This is a genomic window from Pseudomonas sp. A125, assembly GCF_055409485.1.
The window spans coordinates 128,106-144,354 of sequence record NZ_JBUZVP010000006.1; the positions used below are offsets into that span (position 1 = coordinate 128,106).

Here is a 16,249-nt window from a genome sequence, read left to right on the forward strand (position 1 = left end):
GCAATAAACAAACTGCCGCAAAATGCGGCAGATTCGCAATTCAGCGAAGCGTTACAGTCGTCCCAGATCGTTGACCAGGGCTAACAACATCACCCCAACCACCAAACTGATACCGATCTGTATCCCCCAACCCTGCACCCGATCCGACAAGGGGCGACCACGCGCCCACTCGACCAGATAAAACAACAGATGCCCCCCATCCAATACTGGAATGGGCAACAAATTCAGAACCCCAAGGCTAATACTCAGATAAGCCAGGAAATTCAGGAAATCTACAACGCCCGACTGGGCAGAAGCGCCCGCCACTTTAGCAATGGTTATCGGTCCACTCAAGTTTTTTACCGAGAGCTCGCCGAACAACATTTTCTTGAGGGAATCGAGGGTCAGCACACTCATGGTCCAGGTGCGTCTCGCGCCCTCGCCAATTGCCGCCAACGGCCCGAAACTGACCTCTCGCACCATCGAAGGTGGCCACTCGACACCTTTGACACCGGCGCCCAGGTAACCCCCGGCCGCCTTGGCTTCCCCGCGAACCGCCAGAGTCACAGGGACGTCGATTTGAGCACCATCGCGCTCAACTTTCAGCACAATTTTGGTATCAGGGCGTACACGTACCAGGTCGACCACTTGCTGCCAGTCGCCCAGTACCTGGCCATCGAGCGCCAGCAAGCGATCGCCGGTTTTCAAGCCTGCGGCCTGAGCCGGCCCCTTCGGATCCAGCTCTGCGAGCACCGGCGGCAAGGCCGGACGCCATGGGCGAATACCCAGTGACTTGATCGGATCAGGCTCATCAGAACCCTTCAGCCAGTGGTCCAGGGTCAGCTCGCGCGGCGTTTCAGCGGTAGAGTCCGGCTCACGCACCACCAGCTTCACGATGCCGCTTTCACCCAGGCGACGCACCAACTGCAAATTGACCGCACCCCAACCAGTGGTTGGTTCGCCATCAACTGCAACAATTTCCTGCCCGGCGGTCAGGCCCGCCTTGGCTGCCATACTGTCCGCCTCGACTGCACCGATGACCGGACGCACCTGCTGGCTGCCCAACATGGCCAAGACCCAGAAAAACACGATAGCCAACAGAAAGTTGGCGATCGGGCCTGCTGCGACGATGGCAATACGCTGACGAACGGTCTTGCGATTGAAGGACTGGTCCAGCTGGTCCGCCGGCACTTCGCCTTCGCGCTCGTCGAGCATCTTGACGTAGCCGCCCAACGGAATGGCCGCAATCACGAACTCGGTGCCGCGACGGTCGTGCCAGCGCAGCAATGGCATGCCGAAGCCTACGGAAAAGCGCAGCACCTTGACGCCGCAACGACGCGCGACCCAGAAATGGCCGAACTCGTGGAAGGTGACCAGCACACCCAGAGCAACCAGGGTGCCGACAATCATGTAGAGCGCACTCATCTAATTTCTCCGCATTCCAATCCAGTGCCTGAAGGCTCAAACACACCCAAAGGCTAACGCGTATTGCGGCCCAGCCATTGCTCGGTCAAGGCCCGGGCCTTTGTATCCGCCTCGAACACCGCGCCCAGATCACTCACGGCGACGACGGGCTCAAGGTTTAAAACGTCCTCGATGATACTCGCGATCTGCGGAAAGCGGATGCGCCGGTCAAGAAACGCTGCCACCGCCACTTCGTTGGCCGCATTCAGCATCGCTGGCGCGCTGTTACCCGCTTCCGCAGCTTGCCGCGCCAGACGCAGGCAAGGGAAGCGCTGCTCGTCAGGCGCTTCGAAATCCAGACGGGCAATGGCAAACAGGTCCAACGGCGCAACACCTGAGTCAATCCGCTCCGGCCATGCCAGGGCATTGGCGATCGGCGTGCGCATGTCCGGGTTGCCCAACTGGGCCAATACGGAGCCATCCACGTAATCCACCAGGGAATGAATCACACTTTGTGGGTGGATCACCACCTCGACCTGGTCCGGCCGGGCATCGAACAGCCAGCACGCCTCGATCAGCTCCAGCCCTTTGTTCATCATGCTCGCCGAATCCACCGAGATCTTGCGACCCATGGACCAGTTCGGATGAGCGCACGCCTGATCAGGGGAAACATGCTCCAGATCGGCCAGCGGAGTCTGCCGGAAGGGGCCGCCGGAGGCTGTCAGGAGAATCCGGCGCACGCCGACCTGGCTCAACCCGCGGGCGAAATCACCGGGCATGCACTGGAAAATCGCGTTGTGTTCGCTGTCCAGCGGCAACAACACGGCGCCGCTCTTGCGCACCGCCTGCATAAAGAGCGCGCCGGACATCACCAGGGCTTCTTTATTGGCCAGCAGAATCTTCTTGCCTGCATCAACGGCGGCCAGGGTCGGACGCAAGCCGGCAGCGCCGACAATCGCCGCGACTACGGTGTCGACATCAGGGTCAGCCGAAACCTGGCACAACCCCTCCTCCCCCACCAGCACCTGAGTCGCCAGGCCCGCAGCGCGCAGGTCATCCTGCAAACCACGGGCGGCGGCTGCTTCAGGCACCACCGCGTATTGCGGCACGTGCCGCACACACAGTGCCAGCAGTTCGCTCAGGCGACTGAAACCGGTCAATGCGAAGACTTGATAACGCTCGGGATGACGGGCAATCACATCCAGGGTACTCAGGCCCACCGAGCCAGTAGCGCCCAGCACGGTGACCTGTTGCAGACGGCTCACGAGGCAGCCATCCACAGCAGTACGGCAAAGATCGGGATCGCGGCCGTCAGGCTGTCGATACGGTCCAGCACACCACCGTGGCCCGGCAGCAGGTTACTGCTGTCCTTGATCCCGGCTTGACGCTTGAACATGCTTTCGGTCAGGTCACCGACTACCGAGATGAACACGACCACGGCCGCGCCCACCAGGGACAGGAGCATTTCCTTGACGGTCCAGCCACGCACCACACCGACCACCAGCGTAATCACCAGGGTCAGCGCCAGGCCGCCATACACGCCTTCCCAGCTCTTGCCCGGGCTGACAGCCGGTGCCAGCTTGCGCTTGCCGAAAGCACGACCGGAGAAGTAGGCACCGATATCGGCACCCCACACCAGCACCATCACCGCCATGATCAGCCAGTTCCCCAACTGCATGTGCTTGATGTAGACCAGGCCTTGCCAGGCGGGCAGCAGGATCAAAAGACCGATCACCAGCTTGCAGGCGACACTGGACCAATGGCTGCTGGTGCCTGGATAAGTCAGCACCAGATAGGTCGCCAGCGCCCACCACAACACCGCCGCACCCAGCACCCAAGGCGCCACGTCCGGCAGGACGTACATCAGGAACATCAACAACGCCACGACAGCGGCGTACACCACACGCGGCAACTGCGCGGTGAAGCCCGCCAGGCGCGCCCATTCCCAGGCACCCAGTGTCACAACCAGGCCAATGAACAGCGCGAAGTTTGCGCCCTCAAGCAGGAAAAACCCGCACAAGGCAATAGGCAGCAGGATCAGCGCCGTGATGATTCGTTGTTTAAGCATTAAACCCGGGCTCCAGCTTCGATCTGCTCGCTCGTTTTACCGAAGCGACGCTGACGGGAAGCGAAATCGGCCAGCGCATTGCGCATGGCATCGTGTTTGAAGTCCGGCCAGAACAGGTCGGAGAAGTACAGTTCGGTATAGGCCAACTGCCACAACAGGAAGTTGCTGATGCGGTGGTCGCCACCGGTACGAATGCACAGGTCGGGCAACGGCAGGTCGCCAGTCACCAGACAGGTTTGCAACAGTTCGGGGGTGATGTCTTCCGGTCGCAGATGACCGGCCTGCACTTCCCGCGCCAGGCGTTGCGCAGCCTGGGCGATGTCCCACTGGCCGCCGTAGTTGGCTGCAATTTGCAGCACAAAACGGTTGCTGCCGGCAGTGATCGCCTCGGCCTCGCGCATGGCCGCTTGCAACTCGGGATGGAACCGCGAGCGGTCGCCGATGATGCGCAGGCTGATGTTGTTCTCGTTCAGGCGCTTGGCCTCACGACGCAGGGCCTTGAAGAACAGGTCCATCAAGGCACTGACCTCCTCGGCCGGGCGCTGCCAGTTTTCACTGGAGAACGCGAACAGGGTCAACACTTCGACCTTGGCCTCAGCGCATACCTCGATCACGGCACGCACAGCATCGACACCCGCTTTATGCCCGGCGACACCCGGCATAAAGCGCTTCTTCGCCCAGCGATTATTCCCGTCCATGATGATCGCGACATGGCGCGGCACCACAGAGGGTACAGTCTGCTTGGTCTTTTCCATGAAGGCGTCCTGACCCCTTATACGGCCATCAGGTCCTTTTCTTTATCTTCCGTGGCCTTGGTGATCTGGGCCTCGGCGTCTTTAGTCAGCTTGTCGATATCGGCGACAGCACGACGCTCTTCGTCTTCGCTGATTTCCTTGTCCTTGACCAGCTTCTTCAGGTCACCCAAGGCATCACGACGAATGTTGCGCACGGCAACCCGTGCATCTTCAGCGGCGCTGCGGGCCTGCTTGGTGAAGCCCTTGCGGGTTTCTTCAGTCAGGGCCGGCATGGAGATCAGCAGCAGCTCACCCAGGTTGGTCGGGTTGAGGTTCAAGCCGGCGCTCTGGATCGCCTTGTCGACAGCGCCGAGCATGTTGCGCTCAAAAGCCACGACTTGCAGGGTGCGCGAATCTTTTACAGTGATGTTCGCCACTTGAGTGATCGAAGTATCAGTACCGTAGTACGGCACCATCACGCTGCCCAGGATGCTTGGGTGAGCCTTGCCGGTACGGATCTGACCAAATGCATGGTTCAGGGAGTCCAGGGATTTCTGCATGCGCTCTTGAGCGTCTTTTTTGATTTCGTTGATCATTGTTCGATTTCCTCGATCAGAGTCCCTTCCGCGCCGCCATGTACGATGTTCAGCAGGGCGCCGGGCTTGTTCATGTTAAATACGCGCAGCGGCATCTTGTGGTCGCGGCACAAGCAAATGGCCGTCAGGTCCATCACGCCCAGCTTGCGATCCAGCACTTCATCATAAGTCAGATGATCGAACTTCTCGGCATGCGGGTCTTTGAATGGGTCTGCGGTGTAGACACCGTCAACCTTGGTGGCCTTGAGCACCACGTCTGCGTTGATCTCGATACCACGCAGGCACGCTGCCGAATCGGTGGTGAAGAACGGGTTGCCGGTACCGGCAGCAAAAATCACTACCTCTTTGGCATCCAGGTGACGCATGGCTTTGCGACGATCATAGTGATCCGTTACGCCAACCATGGAAATAGCCGACATGACGATCGCGGTGATGTTGGCGCGCTCCAGGGCATCGCGCATCGCCAGGGCGTTCATCACAGTGGCCAGCATGCCCATGTGGTCGCCCGTCACCCGATCCATGCCGGCAGCGCTCAGTGCTGCACCGCGGAACAGGTTGCCGCCGCCGATCACCAGACCGACCTGAACACCGATACCGACCAGTTGGCCGACTTCCAGCGCCATGCGATCAAGTACCTTGGGATCGATCCCAAACTCTTCCGACCCCATCAGGGCCTCGCCGCTAAGCTTGAGTAGAATGCGTTTATAGCGAGCCTGATGACCACTGCCCTGCTGAGCCATTGCGAATCTCTCCTGCGGCGTATTTTTGAAAATTCTTGGCAAGCCGTTTACGGCCTGCGTTCACTCTAGCTTGACGCTGTCACAGCGCCATCGGAACACGGCTTTGTAAGCCAGTTCCAAAGGGAAACCAATAAAAATCGATCACCCCATTTGAAAAGAGGCTGCGCGCGTAAGCGGGCAGCCTCTTTTGGGCGACAGTTTAAAACTGTCTTACTGCTTGGCGGCAGCCAGCTGGGCAGCAACTTCTTCAGCGAAGTTGTCGACCGGCTTCTCGATGCCGTCGCCTACTTTGTAGTAGGTGAAGGAAACGATTTCAGCACCGGCTTTCTTGGCCAGTTCGCCAACCTTGATTTCAGGGTTCTTGACGAACGCCTGCTCAACCAGGGAAGCCTCAGCCAGGAACTTGCTGATACGGCCTTTGATCATGTTTTCAACGATGTTTTCCGGCTTGCCGGCGATTTTGTCAGCGTTGAGGCTCAGGAACACGGCTTTTTCGCGTTCGATTGCTTCAGCGGACACTTCCGATGGCAGCAGGAATTCAGGGTTGCTGGCCGCTACGTGCATAGCGATGTCTTTGGCCAGTTCAACGCTGCCGCCTTTAAGGGCAACCACAACGCCGATCTTGTTACCGTGCAGGTAACCACCGACAACATCACCTTCAACGCGAGCCAGGCGACGGATGTTGACGTTTTCGCCAACCTTGCCGACCAGTACCAGGCGAGCAGCTTCTTGAGCTTCGATCAGCGGCGCGACGTCAGTCAGCTTGTCAGCGAACGCTTTTTCAACGCTTGCAGCAACAAATGCCTTGAAGTCGTCCTGCAGAGCCAGGAAGTCGGTCTGCGAGTTCACTTCCAGCAGAACGGCGGTTTTACCGTCTTCTTTAAGAGCGATAGCGCCTTCAGCAGCCACGTTGCCTGCTTTCTTGGCAGCCTTGATGGCGCCCGAAGCACGCATGTCATCAATGGCTTTTTCGATGTCGCCGCCGGCCTTGGTCAAGGCCTTTTTGCAATCCATCATGCCTTCGCCAGTACGCTCACGCAGTTCTTTAACCAACGCTGCAGTAATCTCTGCCATTTTCAAAATCCTCTTGGATAGGTTTTCAACCATTCCACCCGATTGAACGGGCGATCAATTCTTCCCGAACCACCCTTGTAGGCCGCTGCACGTTACAAGTGTTGTAGCTGCGCTGCCGACAAGTGGTTTTCGAGGTGGCAAAAAGGGGGCCAAGCCCCCTTTTTGCTTACTGAGTAAACGCCAAGGCGTCAGTTACTCAGCTGCTGCTACCGGAGCTTCTTCAACGAACTGCTCGGTGCCGCCAGCAACGTGGTTGCGACCACGGATTACAGCGTCAGCCATCGAACCCATGTACAGCTGGATAGCGCGGATTGCGTCATCGTTGCCTGGGATGATGTAGTCAACGCCTTCCGGGCTGCTGTTGGTATCGACTACGCCGATAACCGGGATGCCCAGCTTGTTGGCTTCGGTGATCGCGATGCGCTCGTGATCAACGTCGATAACGAACAGTGCGTCAGGCAGGCCGCCCATGTCCTTGATACCACCCAGGGAACGATCGAGCTTTTCCAGGTCGCGAGTGCGCATCAGCGCCTCTTTCTTGGTCAGCTTGGCGAAAGTACCGTCTTCGGCTTGCACTTCAAGGTCACGCAGACGCTTGATGGAAGCACGGATGGTTTTGAAGTTGGTCAGCATGCCGCCCAACCAGCGGTGATCGACGTACGGCGAACCGCAACGTGCTGCTTCTTCAGCAACGATCTTGCCAGCGGAACGCTTGGTGCCGACGAACAGAATCTTGTTTTTGCCCTGGGCCAGGCGCTCTACGAAAGTCAGAGCTTCGTTGAACATTGGCAGGGTTTTTTCAAGGTTGATGATGTGGATCTTGTTACGCGCGCCGAAAATGTATTTACCCATTTTCGGGTTCCAGTAACGGGTCTGGTGACCGAAGTGCACACCGGCCTTCAGCATATCGCGCATGTTGACTTGGGACATGATAGTTCCTTAATAAGTCGGGTTTGGCCTCCACGTATCCCAATGACCAACCAGCGGCATTCGCCTCCGGCACCCAGGTCATCGTGTCGACACGTGTGTGGATTTAAGCTTTGCGGGGTATCCCCGGAAAGCGGCGCATTTTATACCACAGGGCTGGCAAAAACGGAACCCGAAATCACATTTGCCGTCAGTCGCTTTTGCCTAACCCTTTGAATAGAGCCAGAATGCCCCCATCCTTATAGACAGAAGCGATCGCCAGACGCTCATGGTTTGCCCCCAGCGTCTGCTAGAATCGCGTTTTTTGGGCTTGTGCGAATTCTGCAACCTTTTGTCGCACACCCGTAAACCGTATTGATTTCAGCGCGTCGCGCTAGAGAGAGCCTGTATGACCGTCACCCTCAAAACCGCCGAAGACATCGCTGGCATGCGTGTTGCCGGCAAACTGGCTGCCGACGTGCTGGAAATGATTGCCGAACACGTCAAGCCCGGCGTCACCACCGAAGCGCTGGATCGCATCTGCCACGACTATATCGTCGACGTGCAAAAAGCCATCCCGGCGCCGCTGAACTACAAGGGCTTCCCCAAGTCGATCTGCACCTCGATCAACCACGTGGTATGCCACGGGATTCCGGGCGACAAGCCACTGAAAGACGGCGACACCCTGAACATCGACGTCACCGTGATCAAGGACGGCTACCACGGTGACACCAGCCGCATGTTCCACGTCGGCAGCGTGCCAGTGTGGGCCGAGCGCCTGTCGCAAGTGACCCAGGAATGCATGTACAAGGCCATCGAGATCGTCAAGCCCGGCTGCCGCCTGGGCGACATCGGTGAAGTGATCCAGAAGCACGCTGAAAAGAACGGTTTCTCGGTGGTGCGCGAATTCTGCGGCCACGGCATCGGCAAGGTATTCCACGAAGAGCCGCAGATCCTGCACTACGGCCGCGCCGGCACCGGCATGGAGCTCAAGGCAGGCATGACCTTCACCATCGAGCCGATGATCAACCAGGGCAAGGCCGACACCAAGGTACTGGGCGACGGCTGGACCGCCATCACCAAGGACCGCAAGCTCTCGGCACAGTGGGAACACACCCTGCTGGTGACCGATACCGGCTACGAGATCTTCACCCTGCGCGCCGATGACACGATTCCTCGCGTTTCGGCGTAATGTTTGCACCGGTTTTCTAATAGCAACGCTGTGACCCCTAGATAGAAAGGAAAACCGATCGATGCCCCAGGTGGATCCCGAACTCTTCGACCGTGGCCAGTTCCAAGCGGAACTGGCGCTGAAGGCCAGCCCTATCGCCGCCTTCAAAAAGGCCATCCGTCAGGCCCGCGAGGTGCTCGACGCGCGTTTTCGTACGGGCCGGGACATCCGCCGGCTGATCGAGGACCGCGCCTGGTTCGTCGACAACATCCTGCAAAAGGCCTGGGAGCAGTTCAGCTGGAGTGAAGACGCCGATATCGCCCTGGTGGCGGTCGGCGGCTACGGCCGTGGCGAACTGCACCCCTACTCCGACATCGACCTGTTGATTTTGCTGGAGAGCGCCGACCACGAGATTTTTCGCGATTCCATCGAGCGTTTTCTGACGCTGCTGTGGGACATCGGCCTGGAAGTCGGCCAAAGCGTGCGCTCGGTAGACGAATGCGCCCAGGAAGCCCGCGCCGACCTGACGGTGATCACCAACCTGATGGAAAGCCGCACCATCGCCGGCCCCGAGCGACTGCGCCAGCGCATGCTGGAAGTCACCAGTACCGCACACATGTGGCCGAGCAAGGATTTCTTCCTGGCCAAGCGCGCCGAGCAGAAAGCCCGCCACCACAAGTACAACGACACCGAATACAACCTGGAGCCCAACGTCAAAGGCTCGCCGGGCGGGCTGCGGGATATCCAGACCATCCTGTGGGTTGCACGCCGCCAGTACGGCACCCTGAACCTGCGCGCCCTGGCCGGGGAAGGCTTTTTGGTGGAGAGCGAAAACGCCCTGCTGGCCTCCTCCCAGGAGTTCCTGTGGAAAGTGCGTTACGCCCTGCACATGCTGGCCGGGCGCTCCGAAGACCGCCTGCTGTTCGACCACCAGCGCTCCATCGCCACCCTGCTGGGGTTTGAAGGCGAAGACGCAAAGACCAGCATCGAAAGCTTCATGCAGCAGTACTACCGCGTGGTGATGAGCATCGCCCAGCTCAGCGACCTGATCATCCAGCACTTCGAAGAAGTGATCCTGGCCCCGGAAGACGAAGCACCGCCGCAGCCGATCAACGCGCGCTTCCAGCTGCACGATGGCTACATCGAGGCCCGCAACGACAACGTGTTCAAACGCACGCCGTTCGCCATGCTGGAAATCTTCGTGTTGATGGCCCAGCAGCCGGAAATCAAAGGCGTGCGCGCCGACACCATTCGCTTGCTGCGGGAAAACCGTCACCTGATCGACGACGAGTTCCGCCACGACATCCGCAACACCAGCCTGTTTATCGAGCTGTTCAAGTGCAAGATCGGCATCCACCGCAACCTGCGCCGGATGAACCGCTACGGAATCCTGGGGCGCTACCTGCCGGAGTTCGGCTTTATCGTCGGGCAGATGCAGCACGACCTGTTTCACATCTATACGGTGGACGCCCACACCCTGAACCTGATCAAACACCTGCGTAAGTTGCAGTACACCCAGGTGTCAGAGAAATTCCCGCTGGCCAGTAAGCTCATGGCGCGCCTGCCCAAGCCTGAGTTGATCTACCTGGCCGGCCTGTACCACGACATCGGCAAGGGCCGGCATGGCGATCACTCGGAAATTGGTGCGGTGGACGCCGAGGCGTTCTGCCAGCGTCACCAGTTGCCGCTGTGGGACAGCCGCCTGATCGTGTGGCTGGTGCAAAACCACCTGGTGATGTCCACCACCGCCCAGCGCAAGGATTTGTCCGACCCGCAGGTGATCCATGATTTCGCCCAGGCCGTCGGCGACGAGACCCGCCTCGACTACCTGTACGTGCTCACCGTGTCCGACATCAACGCCACCAACCCGACGCTGTGGAATTCCTGGCGCGCCAGCCTGTTGCGCCAGCTCTACACCGAGACCAAGCGCGCGCTGCGTCGCGGCCTGGAGAACCCGGTAGACCGCGAGGAACAGATCCGCCGCACCCAAAGCGCGGCACTGGATATTTTGGTGCGTGGCGGCAACGACCCGGACGACGTCGAGCAACTCTGGTCGCAACTGGGCGACGACTACTTCCTGCGCCACACTGCCGGTGACGTGGCCTGGCACAGCGACGCGATCCTGCAGCAGCCGGCCGACGGCGGGCCGTTGGTACTGATCAAGGAAACCACCCAGCGCGAGTTCGAGGGCGGCACGCAGATCTTCATCTACGCACCCGACCAGCACGACTTCTTCGCCGTGACCGTGGCCGCGATGGACCAGCTCAACCTGAACATTCACGACGCCCGGGTCATCACGTCCAGCAGCCAGTTCACCCTCGACACCTACATCGTGCTCGACACCGAAGGCGAGTCCATCGGCGACAACCCGGAGCGGGTGAAAAAGATCCGCAAGGGCCTCACCGACGCCCTGCGCAACCCGGACGACTACCCGACCATCATCCAGCGCCGGGTGCCGCGCCAGCTCAAGCATTTTGCGTTCGCCCCCGAAGTGACCATCCACAACGACGCCCAGCGCCCGGTGACCGTGCTGGAACTCAGCGCGCCGGACCGCCCGGGCCTGTTGGCGCGAATCGGCACGATCTTCCTGGAGTTCGACCTGTCGTTGCAGAACGCCAAGATTGCGACCCTGGGCGAACGGGTCGAAGACGTGTTCTTTATTACCGATGCCGACAACCAGCCGCTTTCCGACCCTGAACTGTGCCGACGCTTGCAGGAAGCCATCGTCCAGCAGTTGAGCGTCAACCAAGGGACCGGCGTCGAGATGTCCAGACTGACGATTTGATTTTTAACTGTATAAATGCGGTTCCTGTAGGAGCTGGCTTGCCTAGCGATGGCATCACCTCGGCGTACCTGATACACCGCGGTGCCTGCATCGCTGGCAAGCCAGCTCCTACAGGGAGCCCGTGATAGAGGCCCTCATGAACAACGCTCTGAACCAGTTGCAGCCCTACCCGTTCGAGAAACTGCGCCTCCTGCTGGGCAGCGTCACGCCGAACCCGGACAAACGCCCGATCGCCCTCTCCATCGGCGAACCGAAGCATAAATCCCCACAGTTTGTTGCCGATGCACTCGCCAACAGCCTGGACCAGATGGCCGTGTACCCCACCACGTTGGGCATACCGGCCCTGCGCGAGGCCATTGGCGCTTGGTGCGAACGCCGCTTCAGCGTGCCCAAGGGCTGGCTGGACCCGGCGCGCAATATCCTGCCGGTAAACGGCACCCGTGAAGCGCTGTTTGCCTTCACCCAGACCGTGGTCAACCGTGGCGATGACGCGCTGGTGGTCAGCCCGAACCCGTTCTATCAGATCTACGAAGGTGCTGCGTTCCTCGCCGGGGCCAAGCCGCATTACCTGCCCTGCCTGGATGAAAACGGCTTCAATCCGGATTTCGACGCAGTGTCGCCGGACATCTGGAAACGCTGCCAGATCCTGTTCCTGTGCTCGCCAGGTAACCCGACCGGTGCATTGATCCCGGTCGACACCCTGAAAAAACTGATCGCGCTGGCCGACGAATACGACTTCGTGATCGCCGCCGACGAGTGCTACAGCGAGCTGTACTTCGACGAGCAAACCCCGCCGCCAGGCCTGCTCAGTGCCTGTGTGGAACTGGGTCGCCAGGATTTCAAGCGCTGCGTGGTGTTCCACAGCCTGTCCAAGCGCTCCAACCTGCCGGGCCTGCGTTCGGGTTTTGTGGCCGGTGATGCCGAGATCCTCAAGGGCTTCCTGCTGTACCGCACCTACCACGGCTGCGCGATGCCGGTGCAAACCCAACTGGCGAGCATTGCTGCCTGGCAGGACGAAGCCCACGTGCAGGCCAACCGCGATCTGTACCGGGAAAAGTTCGATGCCGTGCTGGCGATTCTCAAACCCGTGCTGGACGTGCAAAACCCGGACGGTGGTTTTTACCTGTGGCCGAACGTGAAGGGCGACGATGCGGCGTTCTGCCGGGACTTGTTCGTGGAAGAGCACGTGACCGTGGTGCCGGGTTCGTACCTGTCGCGTGAAGTCGACGGTTTCAACCCGGGCGCCGGGCGTGTGCGCCTGGCGCTGGTTGCGCCGCTGGCAGAGTGCGTGGAAGCAGCAACGCGGATTCGCGACTTCATCACTCGCAATAAATAACTGCTCTGAATGTGGCGAGGGAGCTTTCTCCCGCTCGGCTGCGCAGCAGTCGTAAACCGGCTGATGCCGTTTTCCTGCATGAATGAAGTCGCCAGCGTTGGGGCGACTTCGTCACCTAGCGGGAGCAAGCTCCCTCGCCACAAGTAAGCACCGCGGTGTTATTTGATATGACCCAGATTCGCCTCGCTCATATCCAGATCCGCCAACACCTCCCGTAGCACATCATCACCAATCTGGTGGTGACGGCTCAGGCTATACAGTTCCAGACGCTGCGCCCGCAGGGCCTTGAGCCGCAACTTGCGCTCCAGTTGGTCCATCTGCAACGCCAGCGCCTGGGCTTCGGCCGAATCGTTGAACACTTCCAGTTGATGACGATACTCCGACATCAACCGCGCCTTGAGCTCGGTGGCCAAGGCTGCCTGGGCGGCATCCTGGGGTGCAGCTTCAGCGGGTTCTTCGGCTTCCAGGGCATGGATAGCAGCCACGGCGGTCTTCTTCCAGGCCTCGCGCACTTCATTGTGGCGTTTCTCATCCGGGCTCTTCTCGATGCCGCGTAACAGCAGCGGCAAAGCGATGCAGGCCGCGACCAACGACAGCAGGATCACACCGGCGGCGATGAAGATCAGCAGGTCGCGCTCGGGAAAATCCTGCCCCGGCGCAAGCAGCAACGGTACCGACATCACACCCGCCAGGGTCACGGCACCGCGTACGCCACCGACGGTCAGCAACCAGCAGGACCGCGCGGTGGGCACCAGCGTCAGCTCACTTTTCCCACGAATCCGGCGCAATAAGCCCGACAGTCGCCAGATGCTTTGCACCCAGATAAACCGCAATACCACCAGCACCAGGAAAATCGCGATCACGTCCAGGCAGCGATAGAGCAATGTCGGCCATAGCGTCGGTTCATGGCTGACCACCGCCTTGATGATGTCTGGCAATTGCAGACCCAGCAGCAAGAAGATCAAGCCGTTAAACGCAAACTCCAGCAGCGACCAGACGCTGCGATTGAGCAGCCGGGTGCTGGTCTGGCGCGGCAGCAGGTCGAGCCAGCTTTGCATCATGCCCGCCGCCACTGCTGATAGAATCCCCGATGCACCAAGGCGTTCCGCCAGCACGTACGCGGCGAACGGCAGCAGCAACATAAACACCACGTGAGTCGCCGGGTCGTCCCAGCCCCGGGCGATCATCCACGAGCGCAAGCGGCCCACCAGCCAACTCAGAGCCACGCCCACCGCCAGCCCGCCCACGGCCACCAAAACAAAGGTCAGGCTGGCATCGCCCAGGGAGAACACCCCGGTCAACGCCGCCGCCAGGGCAAACTTGAAGGTCACCAGGCCCGATGCATCGTTCATCAAGGCTTCGCCCTGGAGCATATGCATCAATGGCTGCGGCAGACGGTTCTGGGAAATCGCCGACACCGCCACCGCATCCGTCGGCGACAACACCGCCGCCAGGGCGAAGGCCACCGGCAACGGGATAGTGGGCAGCAGCCAATGAATGAAGTAACCGGCGCCCACCACCGTGAACAGCACCAAACCCACCGCCAGCGTCAAAATCGGCCCACGCAAGGCCCACAGCTCACGCTTGGGCATGCGCCAGCCATCAGAGAACAGCAGCGGCGGCAGAAACAGGAAAAGAAACAACTCAGGGTCCAGGGCCACATGCAGCCCCAGCGTCGGCCAGGCCAACAAAGCACCGGCGGCGATCTGCACCAACGGCAACGGCAGTGGGATAACACGCCCGACAAGGCGCGAAACGCTGACCAGCATCAGCAGGATAAGTACGGTGTAGGCAGTTTGCATAACGCGGGATTCCCAGACAATCAACTTGCAACAACACACATCAGGCAACAACTACCTGTTGAAGTGCCATATTAGCCGCCTATGCTGCGCGATGGCTTTTGCACAAAAGTCGCACACCAGTAAAACGCAATCGTGACGAGCGGCACCGAAAGCCGCTGGCCATGGCATAATCCGTGACCTTTCATCTGCGTCAGCCCAAAGGGGGGCAATTCCTTGACCGATTCAAGCAAAACGTTGCACCTTTTCGGCATCAAAGCCTGCGACACCATGAAAAAGGCGCGCACCTGGCTCGATGAACACGCTGTCAGCTATGAGTTTCATGACTACAAAACGGCCGGTATCGACCGCGAACACTTGACCCAATGGTGCAATGAGCACGGTTGGCAGGTGGTTTTGAACCGTGCGGGCACCACCTTTCGCAAACTCGAAGACGAACGCAAAGCCGATCTCGACCAAGCGAAAGCCATTGAATTGATGCTCGCGCAACCCTCGATGATCAAGCGACCGGTGCTTGATCTCGGTGACAAAACCCTGATTGGCTTCAAGCCAGATAGTTATTCGGCGGCCCTCAAGTAGGCCAGCCCACTCCATTTTTGTAGAGGTAACAGCATGTCCAATTCCCTGTTCAGCCTGGGCTTCGGCGTCGGCACTCAGAACCGCCAAGGTGCTTGGCTGGAAGTGTTTTACGCACAACCGCTGCTCAACCCTTCGGCTGAAATCATCCAAGCCATTGCACCAGTCCTCGGTTACAGCGAAGGCAACCAGGCCATCACGTTCACCGTGGCCCAGGCTTCGCAACTGGCTGACGCGCTCAAGGGCGTCGACGCTACCCAGGCCGCACTGCTCACCCGCCTGGCTGAAAGCCACAAGCCGCTGGTCGCCACGCTGCTGGCCGAAGACGCCGCGCTGACGTCCACGCCTGAGGCTTACCTCAAGCTGCACCTGCTGTCCCATCGCCTGGTCAAGCCACATGGCCTGAGCCTGGCCGGTGTGTTCCCGCAGCTGCCGAACGTGGCCTGGACCAGCCAGGGCGCAATCGACATCGCCGAGCTGGCCGAGCGCCAACTCGAAGCACGCCTGCGTGGCGAGCTGCTGGAAGTGTTCTCGGTGGACAAGTTCCCGAAAATGACCGACTACGTGGTGCCGAGCGGCGTGCGTATCGCTGATGCCGCACGCATCCGCCTGGGCGCCTACGTAGGCGAAGGCACCACCGTGATGCACGAAGGTTTCGTCAACTTCAACGCCGGTACCGAAGGCCCGGGCATGATCGAAGGCCGCGTGTCGGCTGGCGTGTTCGTCGGCAAGGGTTCGGACCTGGGCGGCGGTTGCTCCACCATGGGCACCCTGTCGGGCGGCGGCAACATCGTGATCAAGGTGGGCGAAGGCTGCCTGATCGGCGCAAACGCCGGTATCGGTATCCCGTTGGGCGACCGCAACACCGTGGAATCGGGCCTGTACGTCACCGCCGGGACCAAGGTTGCACTGCTGGACGAGGCCAACCAACTGGTCAAAGTGGTCAAGGCGCGTGAGCTGGCCGGCCAACCCGACCTGCTGTTCCGCCGCAACTCCGAGACCGGTGCCGTGGAGTGCAAAACCCACAAGTCGGCCATCGAACTGAACGCAGCGCTGCACGCTCACAACTAAGCAGCGACTC

General features: G+C 60.0%; 14 protein-coding genes. 5 read left to right on the forward strand and 9 right to left on the reverse strand.

The genetic code is table 11. From position 1 onward, the window contains the following. Positions 1–51 precede the first annotated feature (51 nt). The 8 genes from rseP to rpsB all read right to left on the reverse strand — a co-directional run bounded on the left by rseP (position 52) and on the right by rpsB (position 7,525). Positions 52–1,404, reverse strand: coding sequence for a sigma E protease regulator RseP (gene rseP, locus ACZRN6_RS10355; protein ID WP_322143580.1), 1,353 nt, complete (start codon positions 1,402–1,404; stop codon positions 52–54). Between the two features lie 53 nt (positions 1,405–1,457). Next, positions 1,458–2,648 carry a 1-deoxy-D-xylulose-5-phosphate reductoisomerase gene (gene ispC, locus ACZRN6_RS10360; protein WP_322143579.1) on the reverse strand — a complete coding sequence of 397 codons (1,191 nt, stop codon included), beginning with the start codon at positions 2,646–2,648 and terminating at the stop codon, positions 1,458–1,460. Continuing rightward, positions 2,645–3,451, reverse strand: coding sequence for a phosphatidate cytidylyltransferase (locus ACZRN6_RS10365; RefSeq protein WP_322143578.1), 807 nt, complete (start codon positions 3,449–3,451; stop codon positions 2,645–2,647). The genes ispC and ACZRN6_RS10365 overlap by 4 nt, the downstream gene beginning before the upstream one ends. Further along, positions 3,451–4,206, reverse strand: coding sequence for a polyprenyl diphosphate synthase (gene uppS, locus ACZRN6_RS10370; RefSeq protein ID WP_003219323.1), 756 nt, complete (start codon positions 4,204–4,206; stop codon positions 3,451–3,453). The genes ACZRN6_RS10365 and uppS overlap by 1 nt, the downstream gene beginning before the upstream one ends. A 17-nt stretch (positions 4,207–4,223) precedes the next feature. After that, positions 4,224–4,781 carry a ribosome recycling factor gene (gene frr, locus ACZRN6_RS10375; RefSeq protein WP_322143577.1) on the reverse strand — a complete coding sequence of 186 codons (558 nt, stop codon included), beginning with the start codon at positions 4,779–4,781 and terminating at the stop codon, positions 4,224–4,226. Further along, entirely contained in the window at positions 4,778–5,521 is a 744-nt protein-coding gene (gene pyrH / locus ACZRN6_RS10380) for a UMP kinase (protein WP_003219327.1), read from the reverse strand. The genes frr and pyrH overlap by 4 nt, the downstream gene beginning before the upstream one ends. Before the next feature lie 210 nt (positions 5,522–5,731). Then, on the reverse strand, positions 5,732–6,595 hold the full coding sequence (gene tsf / locus ACZRN6_RS10385) for a translation elongation factor Ts (RefSeq protein WP_318303986.1): 864 nt from the start codon (positions 6,593–6,595) through the stop codon (positions 5,732–5,734). 192 nt (positions 6,596–6,787) lie between these two features. Continuing rightward, the gene (gene rpsB, locus ACZRN6_RS10390; RefSeq protein WP_003219330.1) at positions 6,788–7,525 is read right to left on the reverse strand and encodes a 30S ribosomal protein S2; all 738 of its coding nucleotides are present in this window, start codon (positions 7,523–7,525) and stop codon (positions 6,788–6,790) included. Positions 7,526–7,910: 385 nt separating this feature from the next. Here rpsB and map point away from each other — a divergent pair, with 385 nt between their 5' ends. The 3 genes from map to dapC all read left to right on the forward strand — a co-directional run bounded on the left by map (position 7,911) and on the right by dapC (position 12,793). Continuing rightward, positions 7,911–8,693 (forward strand): type I methionyl aminopeptidase, encoded by a 783-nt coding sequence (gene map / locus ACZRN6_RS10395; protein ID WP_088422999.1) that lies wholly within the window; start codon positions 7,911–7,913, stop codon positions 8,691–8,693. A gap of 61 nt (positions 8,694–8,754) precedes the next feature. Continuing rightward, entirely contained in the window at positions 8,755–11,457 is a 2,703-nt protein-coding gene (locus tag ACZRN6_RS10400) for a [protein-PII] uridylyltransferase (protein WP_464007890.1), read from the forward strand. A gap of 136 nt (positions 11,458–11,593) precedes the next feature. Next, complete coding sequence (dapC, locus tag ACZRN6_RS10405; RefSeq protein WP_464007891.1) at positions 11,594–12,793, forward strand: succinyldiaminopimelate transaminase; 1,200 nt, start codon at positions 11,594–11,596, stop codon at positions 12,791–12,793. Between the two features lie 158 nt (positions 12,794–12,951). Here the strand turns inward: dapC and ACZRN6_RS10410 are convergent, their stop codons facing one another. Next, entirely contained in the window at positions 12,952–14,595 is a 1,644-nt protein-coding gene (locus ACZRN6_RS10410) for a Na+/H+ antiporter (protein ID WP_464007892.1), read from the reverse strand. A 213-nt stretch (positions 14,596–14,808) separates the two neighbouring features. On the opposite strand from ACZRN6_RS10410, the gene ACZRN6_RS10415 reads away from it, so the two are divergent. Together ACZRN6_RS10415 and dapD are read left to right on the forward strand one after the other, a co-directional pair. Further along, a complete protein-coding gene (locus ACZRN6_RS10415; RefSeq protein ID WP_088422994.1) occupies positions 14,809–15,171 on the forward strand; it encodes an ArsC family reductase in 363 nt (120 codons plus the stop codon). A gap of 33 nt (positions 15,172–15,204) precedes the next feature. After that, entirely contained in the window at positions 15,205–16,239 is a 1,035-nt protein-coding gene (dapD, locus tag ACZRN6_RS10420) for a 2,3,4,5-tetrahydropyridine-2,6-dicarboxylate N-succinyltransferase (protein ID WP_322143528.1), read from the forward strand. The last annotated feature ends 10 nt before the right edge of the window (positions 16,240–16,249 follow it).

Coding starts and splice junctions, on each gene's coding strand:
- rseP (WP_322143580.1), bottom strand. CDS start 1,404: ATGAGTGCGCTCTACATGATTGTCGGCACCCTGGTTGCTCTGGGTGTG.
- ACZRN6_RS10365 (WP_322143578.1), bottom strand. CDS start 3,451: ATGCTTAAACAACGAATCATCACGGCGCTGATCCTGCTGCCTATTGCC.
- uppS (WP_003219323.1), bottom strand. CDS start 4,206: ATGGAAAAGACCAAGCAGACTGTACCCTCTGTGGTGCCGCGCCATGTC.
- frr (WP_322143577.1), bottom strand. CDS start 4,781: ATGATCAACGAAATCAAAAAAGACGCTCAAGAGCGCATGCAGAAATCC.
- pyrH (WP_003219327.1), bottom strand. CDS start 5,521: ATGGCTCAGCAGGGCAGTGGTCATCAGGCTCGCTATAAACGCATTCTA.
- tsf (WP_318303986.1), bottom strand. CDS start 6,595: ATGGCAGAGATTACTGCAGCGTTGGTTAAAGAACTGCGTGAGCGTACT.
- rpsB (WP_003219330.1), bottom strand. CDS start 7,525: ATGTCCCAAGTCAACATGCGCGATATGCTGAAGGCCGGTGTGCACTTC.
- map (WP_088422999.1), top strand. CDS start 7,911: ATGACCGTCACCCTCAAAACCGCCGAAGACATCGCTGGCATGCGTGTT.
- ACZRN6_RS10400 (WP_464007890.1), top strand. CDS start 8,755: ATGCCCCAGGTGGATCCCGAACTCTTCGACCGTGGCCAGTTCCAAGCG.
- dapC (WP_464007891.1), top strand. CDS start 11,594: ATGAACAACGCTCTGAACCAGTTGCAGCCCTACCCGTTCGAGAAACTG.
- ACZRN6_RS10410 (WP_464007892.1), bottom strand. CDS start 14,595: ATGCAAACTGCCTACACCGTACTTATCCTGCTGATGCTGGTCAGCGTT.
- dapD (WP_322143528.1), top strand. CDS start 15,205: ATGTCCAATTCCCTGTTCAGCCTGGGCTTCGGCGTCGGCACTCAGAAC.